18 protein-coding genes are annotated in these 17,869 nt (G+C 71.3%); 7 read left to right on the forward strand and 11 right to left on the reverse strand.

The genetic code is table 11. From position 1 onward, the window contains the following. Window positions 1-95 precede the first annotated feature (95 nt). A complete protein-coding gene (gene lysS, locus OHA89_RS21175) occupies window positions 96-1,826 on the forward strand; it encodes a lysine--tRNA ligase (RefSeq protein WP_215150199.1) in 1,731 nt (576 codons plus the stop codon). Between the two features lie 81 nt (window positions 1,827-1,907). Here lysS and OHA89_RS21180 read toward each other — a convergent pair whose 3' ends face one another. The 3 genes from OHA89_RS21180 to OHA89_RS21190 all read right to left on the reverse strand — a co-directional run bounded on the left by OHA89_RS21180 (window position 1,908) and on the right by OHA89_RS21190 (window position 5,047). Next, entirely contained in the window at window positions 1,908-3,194 is a 1,287-nt protein-coding gene (locus OHA89_RS21180) for a DUF2637 domain-containing protein (RefSeq protein ID WP_406366834.1), read from the reverse strand. A 113-nt stretch (window positions 3,195-3,307) separates the two neighbouring features. Further along, window positions 3,308-4,069 (reverse strand): DUF3558 family protein, encoded by a 762-nt coding sequence (locus OHA89_RS21185; RefSeq protein WP_266609338.1) that lies wholly within the window; start codon window positions 4,067-4,069, stop codon window positions 3,308-3,310. A gap of 126 nt (window positions 4,070-4,195) precedes the next feature. Next, entirely contained in the window at window positions 4,196-5,047 is an 852-nt protein-coding gene (locus tag OHA89_RS21190; RefSeq protein ID WP_266609339.1) for a DUF3558 domain-containing protein, read from the reverse strand. Between the two features lie 191 nt (window positions 5,048-5,238). On the opposite strand from OHA89_RS21190, the gene OHA89_RS21195 reads away from it, so the two are divergent. Next, window positions 5,239-6,432, forward strand: a complete 1,194-nt coding sequence (locus OHA89_RS21195; protein WP_266609340.1) for an RtcB family protein — start codon at window positions 5,239-5,241, stop codon at window positions 6,430-6,432. 75 nt (window positions 6,433-6,507) lie between these two features. Here OHA89_RS21195 and OHA89_RS21200 read toward each other — a convergent pair whose 3' ends face one another. Both OHA89_RS21200 and OHA89_RS21205 read right to left on the reverse strand, forming a co-directional pair. Next, window positions 6,508-7,080 carry a Uma2 family endonuclease gene (locus OHA89_RS21200; protein WP_215148424.1) on the reverse strand — a complete coding sequence of 191 codons (573 nt, stop codon included), beginning with the start codon at window positions 7,078-7,080 and terminating at the stop codon, window positions 6,508-6,510. Between the two features lie 166 nt (window positions 7,081-7,246). After that, complete coding sequence (locus OHA89_RS21205; protein WP_406366835.1) at window positions 7,247-8,077, reverse strand: hypothetical protein; 831 nt, start codon at window positions 8,075-8,077, stop codon at window positions 7,247-7,249. Window positions 8,078-8,412: 335 nt separating this feature from the next. On the opposite strand from OHA89_RS21205, the gene OHA89_RS21210 reads away from it, so the two are divergent. Both OHA89_RS21210 and OHA89_RS21215 read left to right on the forward strand, forming a co-directional pair. Continuing rightward, entirely contained in the window at window positions 8,413-9,825 is a 1,413-nt protein-coding gene (locus tag OHA89_RS21210) for a glycosyltransferase family 39 protein (RefSeq protein ID WP_266609342.1), read from the forward strand. Window positions 9,826-9,877: 52 nt separating this feature from the next. Next, complete coding sequence (locus OHA89_RS21215; protein WP_266609343.1) at window positions 9,878-11,026, forward strand: glycosyltransferase; 1,149 nt, start codon at window positions 9,878-9,880, stop codon at window positions 11,024-11,026. A 68-nt stretch (window positions 11,027-11,094) separates the two neighbouring features. Here OHA89_RS21215 and OHA89_RS21220 read toward each other — a convergent pair whose 3' ends face one another. Next, a complete protein-coding gene (locus tag OHA89_RS21220; protein ID WP_215148433.1) occupies window positions 11,095-11,856 on the reverse strand; it encodes an SDR family oxidoreductase in 762 nt (253 codons plus the stop codon). A 55-nt stretch (window positions 11,857-11,911) separates the two neighbouring features. Next, on the reverse strand, window positions 11,912-12,247 hold the full coding sequence (locus OHA89_RS21225) for a YnfA family protein (protein ID WP_266609344.1): 336 nt from the start codon (window positions 12,245-12,247) through the stop codon (window positions 11,912-11,914). Between the two features lie 126 nt (window positions 12,248-12,373). Here OHA89_RS21225 and OHA89_RS21230 point away from each other — a divergent pair, with 126 nt between their 5' ends. Further along, entirely contained in the window at window positions 12,374-12,850 is a 477-nt protein-coding gene (locus OHA89_RS21230; RefSeq protein ID WP_257555733.1) for a hypothetical protein, read from the forward strand. Here OHA89_RS21230 and OHA89_RS21235 read toward each other — a convergent pair. Genes OHA89_RS21235 through OHA89_RS21245 form a run of 3 tightly spaced genes read right to left on the reverse strand, consistent with a single transcriptional unit; the run spans window position 12,838 to window position 15,649 of the window. Beyond that, window positions 12,838-14,406 carry an FAD-dependent oxidoreductase gene (locus OHA89_RS21235; protein WP_406366837.1) on the reverse strand — a complete coding sequence of 523 codons (1,569 nt, stop codon included), beginning with the start codon at window positions 14,404-14,406 and terminating at the stop codon, window positions 12,838-12,840. The two genes, OHA89_RS21230 and OHA89_RS21235, sit on opposite strands and share 13 nt — an antisense overlap. A 41-nt stretch (window positions 14,407-14,447) precedes the next feature. Continuing rightward, window positions 14,448-15,191: a Mut7-C ubiquitin/RNAse domain-containing protein gene (locus OHA89_RS21240; protein WP_257555737.1), complete on the reverse strand. Its 744-nt coding sequence runs from the start codon at window positions 15,189-15,191 to the stop codon at window positions 14,448-14,450. A 41-nt stretch (window positions 15,192-15,232) separates the two neighbouring features. Further along, the gene (locus tag OHA89_RS21245) at window positions 15,233-15,649 is read right to left on the reverse strand and encodes a helix-turn-helix domain-containing protein (protein ID WP_266609347.1); all 417 of its coding nucleotides are present in this window, start codon (window positions 15,647-15,649) and stop codon (window positions 15,233-15,235) included. Between the two features lie 124 nt (window positions 15,650-15,773). Between OHA89_RS21245 and OHA89_RS21250 the strand changes: the two genes are divergently transcribed. Then, window positions 15,774-16,670 (forward strand): NADP-dependent oxidoreductase, encoded by an 897-nt coding sequence (locus OHA89_RS21250; protein WP_406368540.1) that lies wholly within the window; start codon window positions 15,774-15,776, stop codon window positions 16,668-16,670. On the opposite strand, the gene OHA89_RS21255 is transcribed toward OHA89_RS21250, so the two are convergent. Then, window positions 16,654-17,178 carry a GNAT family N-acetyltransferase gene (locus OHA89_RS21255; RefSeq protein ID WP_266609348.1) on the reverse strand — a complete coding sequence of 175 codons (525 nt, stop codon included), beginning with the start codon at window positions 17,176-17,178 and terminating at the stop codon, window positions 16,654-16,656. The genes OHA89_RS21250 and OHA89_RS21255 overlap by 17 nt on opposite strands. 177 nt (window positions 17,179-17,355) lie before the next feature. Between OHA89_RS21255 and OHA89_RS21260 the strand changes: the two genes are divergently transcribed. Next, complete coding sequence (locus tag OHA89_RS21260; protein WP_266609349.1) at window positions 17,356-17,856, forward strand: EF-hand domain-containing protein; 501 nt, start codon at window positions 17,356-17,358, stop codon at window positions 17,854-17,856. The last annotated feature ends 13 nt before the right edge of the window (window positions 17,857-17,869 follow it).

The raw sequence follows: 17,869 nt of genomic DNA on the forward strand, positions 1-17,869 counted from the left end.
TTCTCGGGAGAATCCCGGGCGATGAGCAACCTCGGAGTGGCCCGTTCCGTCTGGGAGAATGGCTGAAGCCAGCATTCGAGATAGAAGGACGTGTCGTGGCTCAGAGCAGCACCGAGACCGACTGGGTCTCCCGTTTCGCGGACGAGGTCATCGCCGAGGCGGAGCGCCGAGCACCCGGCAAACCTGTCGTCGTCGCGTCCGGACTCTCCCCCTCCGGCCCGATCCACCTGGGCAACCTCCGAGAGGTCATGACCCCGCACCTGGTCGCGGACGAGATCCGCCGCCGGGGCATCGAGGTCCGGCACCTGATCTCGTGGGACGACTACGACCGCTACCGCAAGGTGCCCAAGGGCATCCCCGGCGTGGACGAGGAGACCTACGGTCAGTACATCGGCCGCCCGCTGACGGCCGTCCCCGCCCCGGCCGGGTCGGAGTACGGCAGCTGGGCCGAGCACTTCAAGGCCGCCATGGTCGAGGCGCTGGCCGAGCTGGGCGTCGAGTACGACCCGATCAGCCAGACCGAGCAGTACACCTCCGGCGCCTACCGCGAGCAGGTACTGCACGCGATGAAGCACCGCGGTGACATCGACGCCGTGCTCGACCAGTACCGCACCAAGCAGAAGCCGGGCGGCAAGAAGCCCCAGCAGAAGCAGGTCGACGAGGCCGAGCTGGAGGCCGCCGAGGGCTCCGGCGCGGCCGCCGAGGACGACGGCAGCGCCGGCGAGGGCGGGTACTTCCCGTACAAGCCGTACTGCGCCGAGTGCGGCAAGGACTTCACCAAGGTCACCTCGTACGACGACGAGACGACCGAGCTGACCTACGTCTGCACCGAGGACGAGTTCACCGAGACGGTCAAGCTCAGCGAGTTCAACCGCGGCAAGCTGGTCTGGAAGGTCGACTGGCCGATGCGCTGGGCCTTCGAGGGCGTCGTCTTCGAGCCCTCCGGCGTCGACCACTCCTCGCCCGGCTCGTCCTTCCAGGTCGGCGGCCAGATCGTGCACATCTTCGGCGGCGAGCAGCCGATCGGTCCGATGTACGCGTTCGTGGGCATCAGCGGCATGGCGAAGATGTCCTCCAGCAAGGGCGGGGTCCCGACCCCGGCCGACGCGCTGAAGATCATGGAGCCGCAGCTGCTGCGCTGGCTGTACGCGCGCCGCCGCCCGAACCAGTCCTTCAAGATCGCCTTCGACCAGGAGATCCAGCGGCTCTACGACGAGTGGGACAAGCTGGAGTCGAAGGTGGCGGACGGCTCCGTGCTGCCCGCCGACGCGGCCGCGCACGCGCGTGCCGTACGGGTCGCCTCGCACGAGCTGCCCCGCACCCCGCGCCCGATGCCGTACCGGACGCTCGCCTCGGTCGTCGACGTCACCGCCGGCCACGACGAGCAGACCCTGCGCATCCTGAGCGACCTGGAGCCGGAGAAGCCGCTCACCTCGCTCGACGAGGTACGGCCGCGCCTGGACCGCGCGGAGAACTGGATCACCACCCAGGTCCCCGCCGACCAGCGGACCCTCGTACGCGAGGAGCCCGACGCGGAGCTGCTGTCGTCCCTGGACGACGAGGGGCGCGCGTCGCTGCGGCTGCTGCTCGAGGGGCTGGACTCGCACTGGTCCCTGGACGGGCTCACCACGCTGGTCTACGGCGTGCCGAAGGTGATGGCCGGGCTCGAGCCCGACGCCAAGCCGACGCCGGAGCTCAAGGTCGCGCAGCGGACGTTCTTCGCGCTGCTGTACCGGCTCCTCGTGACCCGGGAGACCGGGCCGCGACTGCCCACGCTGCTGCTGGCCGTGGGCGCCGACCGGGTGCGCAAGCTGCTCGCGGTCTGAGCCGTCCGAGCCGTCCGACGTACGGAGAAGGGCCCGCACCCCTCGGGGTGCGGGCCCTTCCGCATGCCTGCCGCCCGAGGCTCAGGCGATGTGCTCGTTCTCCAGGTCCTTCTGGTAGCGCTGCTTGAACGCCGGGATCATGCGGCGCAGCAGCGAACCGCTGCGCGGGTGGGTCACGCCGTAGCCGTCCGAGAGGTGTATGTCGAGCGCCTCGGCCGTCGGGAAGTCGTTCTGCTCGTCCACCAGCGCACGGAACACCTTGTACGCGACCTCCGCGAACTCGGCCTCGTCCGGGGTCTCCACGGCTTCCGGAGCGTCCTCTTGGCGAGGGGCCGGTATCGGCAGCTGCTCCTGCTCCTGTTGGGGCTGGGGCTGGGGCTCCTCCGGGCCCGTCGGGCGCATGACCGGGGTCGGCTCCAGGCCCTCGACGTACTGGGGGTTGTAGCCGCCCTCGTACGCCGCCTGCGGGGCCAGCGGCGCGGCGAACCAGGCGCTGTTGTGGGCCGCGGGCATGGCCGTCGGGTCCACCGCGAACGGCGGCGGGGCGTGGGCGGCGGCCACGGCCGGGACCGGGGCCTGCGCCGCGGTCTGCGCCGCGAGCTGCTGCTGGAGGCCGCCGGCCGGGGCGGCCGCCGCCTCCAGGGCGGGGGCCGGAGCCGGGGCGGGAGCCGCCGGGGGCAGCAGCGCCGGGTCGATGCCCGCCGCCGCCAGCCCCTCCGGGGCCGTCTGGGACAGGGGCACGCCGATCCGGGCCAGCTTCAGCGGCATCAGGGCCTCCACCGGAGCCTTGCGCCGCCAGGAACGCCCGTACCGCGCCTGCAGCCGCGCCTGGTAGATCAGCCGGTCCTGCTCCATGCCGACCGCCTGCTCGTAGGAGCGCAGCTCCCACAGCTTCATCCGGCGCCACAGCTTGAAGGTCGGCACCGGGGACAGCAGCCACCGGGTGAGGCGCACGCCCTCCATGTGCCGGTCCGCGGTGATGTCCGCGATCCGGCCCACCGCGTGCCGGGCGGCCTCGACCGTCACCACGAACAGGATCGGGATCACGGCGTGCATGCCGACACCCAGCGGGTCCGGCCAGGCCGCGGCGCCGTTGAACGCGATCGTCGCGATCGTCAGCAGCCACGCCGTCTGGCGCAGCAGCGGGAAGGGGATCCGGATCCAGGTCAGCAGCAGGTCCAGCGCGAGCAGGACGCAGATGCCCGCGTCGATGCCGATCGGGAACACCAGCGAGAAGCTGCCGAAGCCTTTCTGCAGGGCGAGTGCCCGCACTGCGGAGTACGAGCCCGCGAAGCCGATGCCCGCGATGACGACGGCTCCGGCGACCACGACGCCGATGAGTATCCGGTGCGTACGAGTCAGCTGCATCGCCGCCACCCGCGATCCCCTCCCCTTGTCGAGCACACTTACCGAGCCTTTACCCGGCTGCGGCAGGCACAGCGTACGGGTGACCCGACGTCAACGCCTCAGGCGGGCCCGCTCTACTGCTGGGGCTGCGGGGACTGCGGCTGCTCCGCCTGCTTGTTGGCGGCGTCGACCGAGGCCACGGCCTCCTTCGCCGCCGCGATGGCGTCCTGGAGCAGCTTCGCCTGGTCCGGTGCGCCGGCACCCTCGTACGCGGCACCGTTGTAGTCGAGCGTGACGACCACGTTCTGGGTGCGGGCCACGATCGTCGTGTTGAAGGAGTCGACGTCCTTCTTCACGCTGTACACGACCGACGTGGCCTGGTCGCCGATCCCGCCCGCCTCCTCCGCCTTCAGGTTCTGCGCGCCCTCGGTCGCCTTCGCCGCCTCTATCTGCTTGGTGTACTGCTCCTCGGCGCGCTTGTTGGCGCTGCCGAGGGAGGCCTGCGAGTCGTGGCGGGAGAAGTAGATCGCGAGCCAGCGGTACTGCGAGCCCTTCAGACCGTCCTCGTCCAGACCGTTCCAGGAGCAGCTGGCACGGCTCGCCAGGTCGTTCGACTTGCTCGCCGTACCGTTCTTGTCCTTGGCCTCCGGGACGAGCGTGTCGATCGTCGGGGTCTGGACGGCCTTGCAGGGGTCCGGAAGCGTGCCGTACGCCGCCTTCTCCAGCGTCGCGGAGGGCTTCGCGCTGGGCTTGCCGGAAGCGGAGGAGCCGGTCTTCTTGCCGCCGTTCGAGCCCGAGTCCTTGCCCGAGTCGGACGAGCACCCGGCGACGGTGAGGATCACCGGGACGGCTGCGCAGGCGAGAACGCGGGTGAGGCGCGAGGCTGATCGGTGCATGATTCCTTCAGTACGTTTGTGGGTCTTCTTCGGACACGGGGCCGGCGGTGGGACCCGGGCAACGGTAGCCCGATCGGGTGCGGGCTTGCTGTGCGCGCCGTCACCCAGGGCCGCGGCGGGCCCCGCTCACTCGTTGAGACGCTCGACCAGAGCCTGCGCCAACTGCCTTGCCCTGTCCTGGGTTTCGGCGCTGGAGGGGACCGTGCCGGGCAGTGCGGGCTGCACGCTGTACTCCAGCGTCACGATGACATTCGAGGTACGGAACACAATCCGCACGGTCCGCGACTGCGCCGCGGTGGCTCCGGCGGGGCTCAGCTTGTCCTCGATGAAGGCCTCGTTCCCGAGGCCGTCGATGACGCGGGAGCCGAGCTCGACCGGGGCGGACGGGCTGCCGGAGGGCGAGGGCGATCCGGAGGCGGGCGGCGCACCGGGCGTGGTCGCGGGCGCGGCCGGGGCCGTGGGCGTCGGGGCCGTCTGGGCCGGCGGGGTCGGGCTCGCGGTCGGGCCGGGGAAGGGCAGCTTGGCGGCGGTGAGCTGGCGCACGTAGACCTGGCGCGCCTTGTCGTCGTCGCTGGCGACGGCCCGGTCGTACGAGACCACGCGCTCGAAGCCGACCGACAGCAGCCGGGTCTCCTCGGGCGTCTGCGCGGTCCAGCGGCAGCCGACGCGGCGGTCGCCGTCGTACGAGGCGTCCGCGGTGCCCGCGTAGAGCTGGTCGCGCTGCTCGGGGGTGAGCGATTCCGCGACCGGGAGCATGACCTTGAGGCGCTTGCTGTCGGCGCCGGCCTTGCAGGGGGCGGGCAGGATGCGGTACTTCCCGGGTTGTGCGGGCGCGGCCTGGTTGCCGCCGGCCTTCGAGTCGCTGGTGCCGCCGGTCCTGCTTCCGCCGGTGCACCCGGTCAGACCGGCCGCGCCGGCCACGAGCACGGTGAGCATCGCGATGCCCGGGAGGGCTCGCCGTACCGCCTTGCGCTGCACGTCCAATGGCTCCCTTCGACCGGCGGTGCCCCCGACGGTCAGGAAAATGCGTTGCCGCGACTCGGGCGCGGATGGACACAATGTCTATCGCACACGCTGGTGCCGGCGCCGGTTCCTTGTCGCATTTGGGATCAAGAGCGAGGCTTTTGCGTATTCAGACTTTTCTGTGGTTTTCGGGGGATTGAGACCGTATGTCGTATGTAGAGGTGCCCGGGGCGAAGGTCCCGATCCGGATGTGGACCGACCCGGCGTCGGTCGAGGACGGCGCGATGCAGCAGCTGCGCAACGTCGCCACCCTTCCGTGGATCAAGGGCCTGGCCGTCATGCCGGACGTCCACTACGGCAAGGGCGCCACGGTCGGCTCGGTGATCGCCATGAAGGACGCGGTCTGCCCGGCGGCGGTGGGCGTGGACATCGGCTGCGGCATGTCGGCGGTGAAGACCTCCCTGACGGCGAACGACCTGCCGGGGGACCTGTCGAAGCTGCGGTCGAAGATCGAGCAGGCGATTCCGGTGGGCACGGGGCTGCACAAGGAGGCCGTGGACCCGTCGCGTCTGTACGGCTTCTCGGTGGACGGGTACGACGACCTCTGGAAGCGCTTCGACTACCTCACCGACGCGGTCAAATTCCGTCAGGAACGCGCCACGAAGCAGATCGGAACGCTCGGAAGCGGCAATCACTTCATCGAATTCTGTCTCGATGAGACAGGTTCGGTCTGGCTGATGCTGCACTCCGGGTCCCGCAACATCGGCAACGAGCTCGCCGCCCACCACATCGGAGTGGCCCGCAGCCTGGACCACAACCAGAACCTGGTCGACCGGGACCTGGCGGTGTTCCTGTCCGCGACCCCGGAGATGGAGGCGTACCGCAACGACCTCTTCTGGGCGCAGGAGTACGCCAAGTACAACCGCGCGGCCATGATGAGCCTGTTCAAGGAGGTCATCCGCAAGGAGTTCCGGAAGGCGAAGGTCTCCTTCGAACACGAGATCAGCTGCCACCACAACTACGTGGCGGAGGAGCGGTACGACGGCATGGACCTGCTGGTCACCCGCAAGGGCGCGATCCGCGCCGGCAGCGGTGACTACGGGATCATCCCGGGCTCCATGGGTACGGGCTCGTACATCGTGAAGGGCCTCGGCAACGAGAAGTCCTTCAACTCGGCCTCGCACGGCGCGGGCCGGAAGATGAGCCGGACGGCGGCGAAGAAGAAGTTCTCGGCGCGGGACCTGGCGGAGCAGACCAAGGGCGTGGAGTGCCGCAAGGACTCCGGCGTCGTGGACGAGATCCCGGGGGCGTACAAGTCGATCGAGCAGGTCATCGACCAGCAGACCGACCTCGTGCAGGTCGTGGCCAAGCTCAAGCAGGTCATCTGCGTGAAGGGCTGAGCGGCCCGGGCGCATTTGTCGGGGGAGCGGAGGGGCCCGGGCCGTGTGACGGTCTGGGCCCCTCCGCGCAAGTCGTCAGTCGAGCAGCATGTCCACGGGCAGTTCGAGGGACACACCGAGGTGGTCGGGAAGCTTGAACGATGTGCCGCGCTTGAAGGTCCTGCGCAGGCGATAGGACGTTGCGCGTGGATCCGTGTAGATCACGACTTCGTCGTGGTGACGGTCGGCGACGATGTAGACGGGTACGTCGGCCTTGGCATAGCTCTCCACCTTGGTGCCGATGTCGTCTGCCCAATTGGAGGAGGTGACCTCCAGGATCATGCGGAAGACGTCCGGTCGGTAGCAGTTCTTGACCACCTTGTGGTCCAGAAAGTCTGCCTCGACGAGCGAGAAGTCCGGGACGGCGTAGTCGTCCTCGCCGGTGGGCAGCCAGATGCCGATGCCCTGGAGGAATTCCAGGCCTGCCTTTTCGGCTCCGGCCTCGTGGAAGGCCACGGTGAGCCGTGTCAGAGTGCGGGCATGCCGCCCGTCGGCAGGTGGTGTCACGGTGAGCCTCCCCTGGAGAATCTCCACTCGGTGCCCGGGAAGCTCCCTGGAGAGTCGATCGGCGGCCTCCGCGATCGTGGTCTCGTGCTGTATCACGGCCATAGCTTCCTCCTTTTCGTGACCCACGCTTTCGGAGCGTAGCCGCGGCCGCCGGCTATCCGCGCGACTTCACCCGTACGGGCCGGTTCGGGCGGCCTCCGCACGCACGTGTGCCGTGCCCGGGAGGGTTCGGGCACGGCACGCGTGGTTCAGCGGGGGCCTGACGGGGTCAGTGGCGCATGCTCTTCGAGAGGCCCTTGTCGATCTTCGGCGGTGCGAGGGCGCCCGGCTTCCGCGGGGCACCGTGGCTGAGGAGGGTCGTTCCCGGAGGCTGCGGGCTGGCCGGGGTCCAGACCCGGGGGGTCGGGCAGTCGAGCAGGTTCGGCTCACCGTTGATCACAGTGCAGCTGGTCTCGTAGATCTGTCCGGCTGTGGTGACCACCTCGACGATGACCCGGCCGGCGGTCTCCGCGATCGTGATGCCGCAGGGGCTGGCCGGGTAGGTCGTGGACGGCGTGCTGAGGTTGTACCAGGTGTAGGCCGGCACGTCGGGGTTGGGCGCGTTGAAGTCGAACACACCCGCAAACGCGGTGCCGTCGGGGGTCAGTACCGCCTTGTACTTGACCTCCGCCTCGTCCCACGAGGTGGAGAGGTCGACGCACGGACCGGTGGCGCCGGTCGCACCCGTGGCGCCCGTCGCGCCGGTCGCGCCTGTGGCTCCCGTCTCACCCGGGGTTCCGGGGTCACCGGTGGCGCCCGTCGCGCCGGTCGCCCCCGTCGCGCCCGTGGCTCCGGTGGGGCCCGTCGGGCCGACCTTCCCCTTGCACTTGTCCCTGTCCTTGTCGCTACGGACGCCCTCGTCATCCTCGTCGTAGCCGTCGGGACCGTCTTCGTCATGACTCTTGCCGTCACGGCACTCGTCGCCGCCCGCCACCACGCCGGCCGAAAGCGGTCTCTCGGCGATCGCCAGTGCGGGGTTGGCGAAGCCGAGCATCACCATCGCCAGCGATGCCACCGCCCCGCCGGCGATCCACTTGCCTCGCCCGGGAAGCGGACCCATACGCGACGGTGTCCTCTTGTCAGGACTCATGTGTGTTTGCTCCTCGTGGAACCGGATGGATTGACCCTGAAGCGCTGTGAGCCTCGTCCGGATTCATTCCCGTTCGGTGCGAAATATGGTGAGTTACGAGGTGGGATCATCACATCGGAGTCATGTGCGGAGCCGATCAGGCGAATGCTGAAGCCACCGTCCGTGGCCAGCCCCGAGTGGCGCCGTAGTGGAGATATGACTGTTCCGTGACGACTCTCACCCGTCCTGCTCAGAACGCAGAGGCTCGGCCCGGGGAAAGGAGGCGACGCTTCTTCGGAGCACCGTCCGGCCTGTGGCTGTGGCCGATGCTGGGCACTCTGGCACTCGCGGTGTCCGGGATCAACAGCCCGCAATTGGGCACCGACGAGCTGGTCACCTGGAGCGTGGGCGAACGCAGTACGGGTCGGATCCTGGCCCTGGTGCACAACGTCGACGCGGTGCACGCCGCGTACTACCTCCTGATGCACGAGTGGATGGCCGTATTCGGCGATTCGCACACGGCCCTGCGCATGCCCTCGGCACTCGCCATGAGCGGCGCGGCGGCCTTCGTGGCGCTGATCGGGGGCCGGCTCTTCGGCCGGCGTGCCGGACTGTGCGGCGGGATGCTCTTCGCCCTGATCCCCGTCGTGAGCCGGTTCGGTCAGGAGGCCCGCAGTTACGCCCTGGTGGTCCTGGCCGCGACGTTGGCGACGTACTTGCTGCTCCGGGCGCTGGACAGGCCCGGGAGCCCGTGGCGCTGGGCGGGGTACGCCCTGTGCCTCGCGGCGGTGGGGCTGCTGCACCTGGTCGCGCTCACCGTTCTGCTGGGGCACCTGGCCCTGGTGGTCCTCCGCTTCGTCCGCCGTGAGCGCAGCGGCCTGTGGGGCTTCTGCCTGGCGGTTCCGGCCGGTGCGGCCTGTGTGGTGCCGTTGGTCCTGGTGGGCAGATCGCAGGCGTCCCGCCAGCTGTTCTGGCTTCCGGCGCCGGGGGTGGGGGGTCTCGTCGGCATCTGGCCGCAGGTGTTCGCCTCGGCCCTGTGCGCCGGAGTGGTGATCACGCTGGCCGCACTGGCGTGGAAGGAGGGCCGCGACGGCCTCGTGCTGTGCCTCGCGGTGGCCCTGCTGCCGCCACTGGTGCTGTGGGCGGCGTCCCACGGGGATGTCTCGTACTTCCGCTTCCAGTACGTCATGTTCACCGTGCCGGCGTGGGCGGTGCTGGCGGGGGCCGGACTGGCCGCAGTGACCCGGCCGTCCTGGCGGCCGGTGGCCGTGGGGCTGGCCGTGCTCGCGGTGCTGGTGCTTCCCGACCAGCGCACGATGCGGGGCACCTTCCAGCACGATGTCCCGCACGGCGCGGATTACGCGGGAGCCGCACGGACCATCGAGAAGTACTACCGGCCCGGGGACGCGGTGGTCTATGTCAGGGGTGCGCCGTGGATGCTCGACCAGGGGGTCCGCTACTACCTCCGGCGTGACCTGAAGCTGCCGGAGGTCTTCCTCGCGGAGTCGGCGGTCGAGAAAAACGAGCTGTATCCGGCCCATTGCGCGCAGCCGGCCAAGTGCCTGAAGGGCGAGGGCCGGATCTGGGTGGTGGTTCCGGGTACGGGTCCGGATGCCTTGGATGCGGTGCCCGTGCACCAGGCCCGGGCCTTGAGTGCGAAGTACACGACCTACGGGACGGAACGGGTCAGCGGTCTGACCGTCGCGCTGCTGCAGCGCAAACCGCAGCGCACACCGTAACCGTAGGTCTGACATCTCCTTCCGGTAGGGACATCACAGAGATGGATGGGCTGTGAAATCAACCGTCTGCCTGAACATGATCGTCAAGGACGAGGCCCCGGTCATCCGGCGCTGCCTCGAATCCGTACGTCCTCTGATCGACAGCTGGGTCATCCTGGACACGGGCTCGACGGACGGCACGCAGGACGTCATCCGCGAGGTTCTCGGGGACCTGCCCGGCGCCTTGCACGAAAGCCCTTTCAACGGGTTCGACGCGAGCCGCAGTGAGGCGATCGACCTCGCGATGGCGCGCGGCGACGCGGACTACCTGCTGTTCATCGACGCCGACGACCTGATGGAGGTGGAGCCGGGCTTCCGCATGCAGTCGCTGACCCACGACGCCTACCGGGTCGCCCTGCATGACGGGCCCATCATCCACTGGCGTCCGGCGCTGGTCTCCACGCGGCTGCCCTGGCGGTACGTCGGAATCCTGCACGAGTACATCGAGTGCGGAAAGCCGTACAGCCTGGGGACGCTCACCGGCGCCAACATCCTCTCGGTGGGGGGCGGGGCGCGCCTGCGGGAGGACGGCCAGCGGAAGAAGTACCTGCGCGATGCCGAGCTCCTCCAGCAGGGGCTGGTCAAGGAGCCCGACAACACCCGTTACGTCTTCTACCTCGCCCAGAGCTGGCGGGACGCGGGCGAGCCGGAGAAGTCGCTCGAGGCCTATGACCGGCGGGCGGCGATGGGCGGCTTCGCGGAGGAGGTCTTCTGCGCGCAGCTGTACGCCGCACGGCTCGCGGTGAACCTCGGCCGGCCGCAGGCCGAGGTGATGGACCGGTTCCTGCGCGCGCACGAATGCCGTCCCTCGCGGGCGGAGGCCTTGGGCGACCTCGCCCGTCTGTGCCGGGTGAACGGCCGGCGCTGGCCGCTCGCGTACATGTTCGCGCGGCAGGCGGTGGCGATCCCGTATCCGCAGGACATCCTGTTCGTGGAGTTCGACTGGTACGACTGGCGCGCACTCGACGAACTCGCGGTGGCCGCCTACTGGGTCGGCGAGTACGAGGAGTCGGCGCGCTGCGCGGAGCGCCTCCTCGCGGGCGGCAAGCTGCCGGCCGGCGAGCACGAGCGCGTGGCCCGCAATCTCGAATTCGCGCGCGGCAAGCTCGCCGAGCCGGGCAAGCTCGGCGAGCTCGGCTCGAAGGATCTCGTGGACGCCTGATCCGTCGGTCCGTCCGCGAAGGGGGTGAGGGGCCGCCGGGCTGGAGCCGGCGGCCTCGTGCCGCAGTACTAGAGCTCGCGGTGGACCTTCGTGTTCGAGGCCTGGGCGCGGGGGCGGACCACCAGGAGGTCGATGTTGACGTGGCTGGGGCGGGTCACTGCCCAGGTGATGGTGTCGGCCACGTCGTCGGCGGACAGGGGCTCCGCGACGCCCGCGTACACCTTGGCCGCCTTGTCGGCGTCGCCGCGGAAGCGGGTGGTCGCGAACTCCTCGGTCTTGACCATGCCGGGGGCGATCTCGATGACGCGCACGGGCTGGCCGACGATCTCCAGGCGGAGGGTCTCGGCGAGGACGCGGGCGCCGTTCTTGGCGGCGACGTAGCCGGCGCCGCCCTCGTAGGTGGAGTGGCCGGCGGTGGAGGACAGGACGACCACCGTGCCGTCGCCGGAGCCGGTGAGCGCCGGGAGCAGGGCCTGGGTGACGTTGAGGGTGCCGATGACGTTGACCTCGTACATCGTGCGCCAGTCGGCGGGGTCGCCGGTGGCGACGGGCTCGGCCCCGATGGCGCCGCCCGCGTTGTTCACCAGTACGTCGCAGCGGCCGAGGGAGGCCGCGAAGGCGTCGACCGCGGGGCGGTCGGTGACGTCGAGGGCGTGGGCGGTGGCCTCGTGGCCGGCCGCGGTGAGCTCGGCGGCGAGCGCCTCGATGCGGTCCTTGCGGCGGGCGGTGAGGACGACGTGGTAACCGGCCGCGGCGAGCTGCCGGGCGGTGGCGGCGCCGATGCCGCTGCTCGCTCCGGTGACGACGGCGGTTTTGGTGGCCGTGCTCATGTGCGGGGCTCCTCGTTCGTTCGTACGGGCGAATACCCGCCAGCATAGGTGGGGCTCAGCGGCCCCGCGGAACGTACATGATCACGGCCATGCCGGCGAGGCATACGAGGGCTCCGGCGACGTCCCAGCGGTCGGGGCGGTAGCCGTCGGCGACCACGCCCCAGACGAGGGATCCGGCGACGAAGACCCCGCCGTAGGCGGCGAGGACGCGGGCGAAGTCGCCTTGGGGCTGGAGGGTGGCGACGAAGCCGTAGAGGCCGAGGGCGATGACACCGGCGCCGATCCAGGCCCAGCCCTTGTGCTCGCGGACGCCCTGCCAGACGAGCCAGGCGCCGCCGATCTCCAGGAGGGCGGCGAGGGCGAAGAGGGCGGCCGAGCGGGCGATGAGCATGGCCGGAAGCCTACGCAGGCGCCGGGGCGGTGCGGGCGAATGGCGGGACGGCCTGCCCTCATTCGTGTGATGGTCCGACCGGATGGGCCGGGTGGTGGCTAGCGTCCGCGCGTGGAGGTGGTGGCGATGCGCCGTGTTGCCGTACGGAGTGTGGTGCTGGCCGGGCTGCTGGCGGTCGGTGGGGCGGTGCCCGCGGCGGCGGCCCCCGGGTGGGCGGGGCCGGAGGCCGACGTGGCGTACCACGGGCGGGTGTCCCTGGCCCATGGCCAGTTGCGGATCTGGCTGGTCCCGGAGAACGAGGGGCCGTCGGCGGTGCCCAACGCGACGCTGCGGGTGCGGCTCTCGGCCGATCTCGCGGACCGGCAGGAGCTGTCGCAGGGCTGTGCGCGGGTCGGGCCGCGCGAGGTGGTGTGCGAGACCGGGCCGCTGCCCTTGCACGGGCGGGGGCGGCACATCGGGCTGGTGCTGGATCTGCGGGACCGGACGCCGGAGGTGGTGGTGCGGGTCGACACCTGGTGGAACGGCGGTGCGACGGACCGGAACCACGCGAACAACGAGCACGTGGTGCTGGCGCTGGACACCGGAGACGCCTACGCCTTCTGAGCGGGACCGGCCGTACGGCCGGGGGTGGCGGCGGGCAGGAGCCAGGCCGCCACCGCTGCCGTGAGTTCGGCGTCGGTGGCCCGGGGTGCGCTCCAGGCGACGTGACCGTCGGGGCGTACGAGGACGCAGGCGGTACGGGCGGTACGGGCGGCACCGGCACGGGCGTTTCGGGTGGTACGCCGGCCCGTGCGCCAGTGGACGTGGGTGAGCGGGGCTCCGGGCGGGGTGGCCCGGCCGGGCGGGGTGACCAGGACGAAGCCGCCGGAGCGCAGGGCCTCGTAGAGCCGCTGCCCGTGCGGGCCGGGCTCGAGGGCGAGGTCGGGGGCGCGCCGGCCGGCGGGGCGGCGGGTGCCGGGCGGTGGCGGGTAGGAGATCCCGATGCCGGAGACCAGGCCGAGGGCGCGGTCGCGGGCGGGGCCGATGCGGGGGAGGACGGCGGCGCCGAGGCCCCGGGCGGTGCGGCGGACGGGGCCGGTGGCCATGACGGCGCGGACCAGGGCGCCGCTGATGCGCAGGACGAGGCGGCCGACGGGGTGGCGCTCGCGGTGGTAGCTGTCGAGGAGGGCCTCGGGGTCGGGGGTGCGGCCGTGGAGGACGGCGGCGAGTTTCCAGGAGAGGTTGGCGGCGTCCTGGAGGCCGGTGTTCATGCCGAGGCCGCCGGCGGGGGAGTGGACGTGCGCGGCGTCGCCGGCGAGGAAGACGCGGCCGGAGCGGTAGTGGGGGACCTGGCGTTCGTCGCTGTGGAAGCGGGAGATCCAGCGGGGGTCGTGCATGCCGTGGTCGGTGCCGAGGGCGGTGTGGAGGATGGCGCGCAGCTCGTCGAGGCCGACGGGGTCGGTGTCCTGGGCGCGGCCGTCGCGGTGCCAGCCGATGGCGCGGTACCAGCCGTCGCCGAAGGGGACGAGGAAGCCGAAGGCGTCGGCGTTGCCGTTGACGGCGAGGAGGTCCTCGGGGGGCCGGGTCAGGCGGACGTCGGCGAGGATCATGGAGCGGACGACGGCCTGGCCCGGGAAGGGCAGGCCGAGGGCGGTGCGGACGGTGGAGCGGACGCCGTCGGCGCCGATGGCGTGGCGGGCGTGGAGCGTGGTGCGGGTGCCGGTGCTGGTGCCGTTTGAGGTGCGCAGGTCGAGGGTGACGGTGTCCCGGTCCTGGCTCAGTCCGATGAGCTCGCAGTCATATCGGATGTCCACGCCTGTGGACAGCGCGCGACGCTCCAGCAGTTTCTCTGTCTCATATTGAGGGGTGATGAGTACGAACGGGTAGCGGGTGCTCAGCCGTTGAAGGGAGAGAGCCATGCCTCCGAAGGGGCGTACGCGGTCGATCCGCCGGCCGGTGGAGAGGAGTGCGTCGGCGAGGCCGCGCGCGTCGAGCAGTTCGAGCGTGCGGGCGTGCACGGCGAAGGCGCGGGTGAGGTTGGCGGCGGTGCGGGGGCGTCTTTCGACGAGAGTGACGGAGAGTCCGGCGGCGGCGAGGTCACCGGCGAGGAGCAGCCCGGTGGGCCCGGCGCCGACCACGACGACGTCGATCGTGTCCTCTGTGTCCACTGCGGAGGTCATGCCTCGGCAGTCTGCCACCCGCGGGCCGCCGAGGCGTGGAGTCAGACGGTGCCGGAGTCGGCCGTGCCGAATTCCAGGACCGCCTCGTCGACGATCCGCTCCAGGCGGGCGTGGTGGGCGCCGCGCCAGTAGACGCGCTCGCAGTCGGTGCACTGGGCGAAGACGTCGTAGGAGCGGTGCGTGCCGTGTTCGAGGCGGTCGCCGACGCTGTCCTTGTCGGCCTCGTGGAGCGGGCCGTTGCAGGCGGTGCAGCGGGTCCACGGGGCGAGCGCGGGTGCGAACCGGCCGAGGATGTCGCGCAGTTGGTCGTCGGGGTTGTCGCTGTAGACGTACGCGCCGGCGAAGAGCTCGCGGCGGCGCAGCAGTCCGCGGTCGCGGGAGAGCAGTACGCGCTGTTCGGCGGCGGAGCGGGTGGCGAGGGCCGGGTCGCCGATGTCCTCGTTCTCGTAGGCGGCGTCGACGCCGAGCAGGCGCAGGCGGCGGGCGAGGGTGCCGAGGTGTACGTCGAGGAGGAAGCGGAGCGGTGCGCCGGGGACCTGCTGGGGGCGGTCGACCCCGAACACCTCGACGGACTGGCCGTCTTGGGGCACGTAGGAGACGGGCACCTCGCGGCCGTCGACGAGGAGGCGGCCGACTTCGGTGAGCGGGACGCCGGCCGATTCGACGACGTGGCCGAGGCTGGAGGCGCCGTCGGTCGCGGTCGGTACCCGTTCGGCGCGCCGGCTGGGCGCGGCGAACAGGCGCAGTTCGGGGGCGAGGGTGAGCTGAATGCCGGGTCCGTTCACCCTGTCAGCATGCCACTGCCGGGGCGGTGGATGCGGCCGAATTACGGGGTCGCGGTGGTCTGGTCGTAGCTCTCGCGATGGGTGTTGACCTCGTCGAAGTGGTTTTCGGCCCAGAGTTTCACGGAGGAGAGGAGGCAGCCGAGGCTGCTGCCGAGATCGGTCAGCCGGTAGTCGACGCGGACGGGGACGGTGGGGGTCACGGTGCGGGTGACCAGTCCGTCGCGTTCGAGGGAGCGCAGGGTCTGGGTGAGCATCTTCTGGCTGACGCCGGGGATCTTGCGCCCGAGGTCGCTGTAGCGCATGGAGCGGTCCTCGGCCTGGCCGAGGGCGCTGACGATGAGGCCGACCCACTTGTCGCTGATCCGCGCCAGGAGCTGGCTGGTGGGGCATTCCTTGAGGAAGGCGTCGTAGGCGGAGCGGGCCTCTTCGCGGAGGGCTGCGGCGGTGCGGGTGGCCATGTGTGCCCACTTCCGGGTCGGGTACGCACCCCGAAGTGCGTACTTACGAAAAGAGAGTACCTCTCCCTAGGTTAGTGCTCATCGAGGACGAACCGAATGGGAGTGGACGATGACCGAGCAGATGATGTCGGCGGTAGTGGTGAACGAGTTCGGCGGCCCGGAGCGGGTCGAGTCGGCCGAGGTGCCGGTGCCGCGCCCGGCGGCGGGGCAGGTCCTGATCCGGGTGCGGGCCGCCGGGCTGAACCCGGTGGACGGCGCCGTCCGCGCCGGTGTCTTCGGCGGCGCCGGGCAGCGGCTCGGTCTCGGCTGGGACGTGGCGGGGGAGATCGCCGAGGTCGGCGCGGACGTGACGGGCTGGAGCCGCGGCGACCGGGTCGTGGGGCTGCACTACGGGCCGGTGAAGCCGCTGGGCACGCATGCGGAGTACGCCGTGCTCGACGCCTCCGCCGTGGCGGCCGCGCCGGCCACCGTGGACGCCGTGGCCGCGGCCGCGCTCCCGCTGGGCGGGCTCACCGCGGCACGCGCCGTGGACCAGCTGGGCCTCGCACCCGGGTCCACGCTGCTCGTCACCGGCGCGGCGGGCGTGGTCGGCGGCCTCGCGGTCCAGCTCGCGGCGCGGGCGGGCCTCGTGGTGACGGCCCTGGCGGGGGCGGAGGACGAGGAGCTCGTACGGTCGCTGGGCGCGGCCGCCTTCGTACCGCGCGGCGCGGCGCCGGCCGGGCCGGTGGACGGCGTCCTGGACACGGCCGTGCTGGGGGAGCCCGCGCTGGGCTTCGTCCGCGACGGCGGGGTCTACGTCGGGCTGATCCCCGGCGCCGCCCCGGCGGCGGAGCGCGGGATCCGGGTCGAGGAGCAGGAGGTCGCCGCGGACGGAAGGCACCTGGCCCGCCTGGTCGCCCTCGTCGACGAGGGCGCCCTCACCCTCCGGGTCGCGGACGCCTTCCCGCTGGCGGATGCCCAGAAGGCCCACGCCCTCCTCACGACCCCGGGCACGCGCGGCCGGATCATCCTGACGGCGTGACGGGGCGGAGCCGGTAGCACCAGTCGAAGCTGGGGTGGGGGACTCCGGGCGGGTACTCGAAGTCGACCTCACCCAGGCACTCGAAGCCCGCCCGGCGGCAGACCGCGTTCGAGGCCGCGTGGTCGGTGCCCGGGAAGGCGTGGACGGTGTCGCGGGAGCCGTGGATGCGCGCGTAGGCCAGGAGTTCCGTCAGCGCGGCCACGGCCAGCCCCCGCCCCTGGAACTCGGGCAGGACACCCCAGCCGGCCTCGTAGACCGGCTCGCCCTGCCACTCCCGCTCCCAGAAGCCGATGCTCCCGACGCTCTCCCCGGAGCCCTCCAGCACCACCCGGAACATCCGCCCGGCCGCGGGCTCCCGCGCACTCAGGGCCTCGTACCGCCGCTGCCGGTCGTGCAGCTTCTCCGCGGGCTCCGGCCCGCCCAGGTACCGGGTCATGACGGCCTCGTTCTTGCGCTCCAACAACCAGAAGTCCCCGGCACCCCAGGGAGTCAGCAGCACGGATTCCATGCGCCAAGGCTGCCAGAGGCCGACCTCGGTCCTCCGGGTGCCGGGTTACAGGGGCACGGGCCGGGTCGTAGGTGGGGGCGGAAAGGGGTGAGAGGGGGGCGCAGGGGCGTGTGGGGGGTGTGGTGGGAGGTGGGGGTGGGCAGCGGGTCGGTTCAGAGTCCCGCGAAAGGAATGTTTGTGGACACCATCACCGCTAAGGGTCATATCTTCGCCATGCTCGATGTGGACGGCGACGGGGTGATCTCCCGGCGCGAGTACCTCGCCCGCCCCGAGCGTGCGGCCGTGGCGCTGGGGCGGAGGGCGCAGGACCCGCTCGTCGCCGTCGCCCGTACCGCCCATGAGCGGGTCTTCGCGTCGATGGACGCGAACGGCGACGGAGAGGTGAGCTTCGAGGAGTACGCGGCGTGGGCGGGCGCCGAGGCCTTCGACGAGGTCTGCCGGCAGGCGTTGGGGTCGCTGTTCGACCTTGCCGACACCGACGGGGACGGGGCCCTGGACCGCGCGGAGTTCACGCGGCTGCGCGAGGCGCTGGGCAACCCGGCCGACAACGCCGGATCGGCGTTCGACGCGCTGGACGCCGACGGCGCCGGACGTGTCGACCGGGACGCCTACCTGGCCTCGATCCGTACCTTCGTCACCGACGGCGCCTCACCCATGGCCGAAGCCCTGCACCGTTAGGGCAGGGCCGGCC

The sequence above is a fragment of the Streptomyces sp. NBC_01546 genome (assembly GCF_045208355.1).
Taxonomy (GTDB): domain Bacteria; phylum Actinomycetota; class Actinomycetes; order Streptomycetales; family Streptomycetaceae; genus Streptomyces.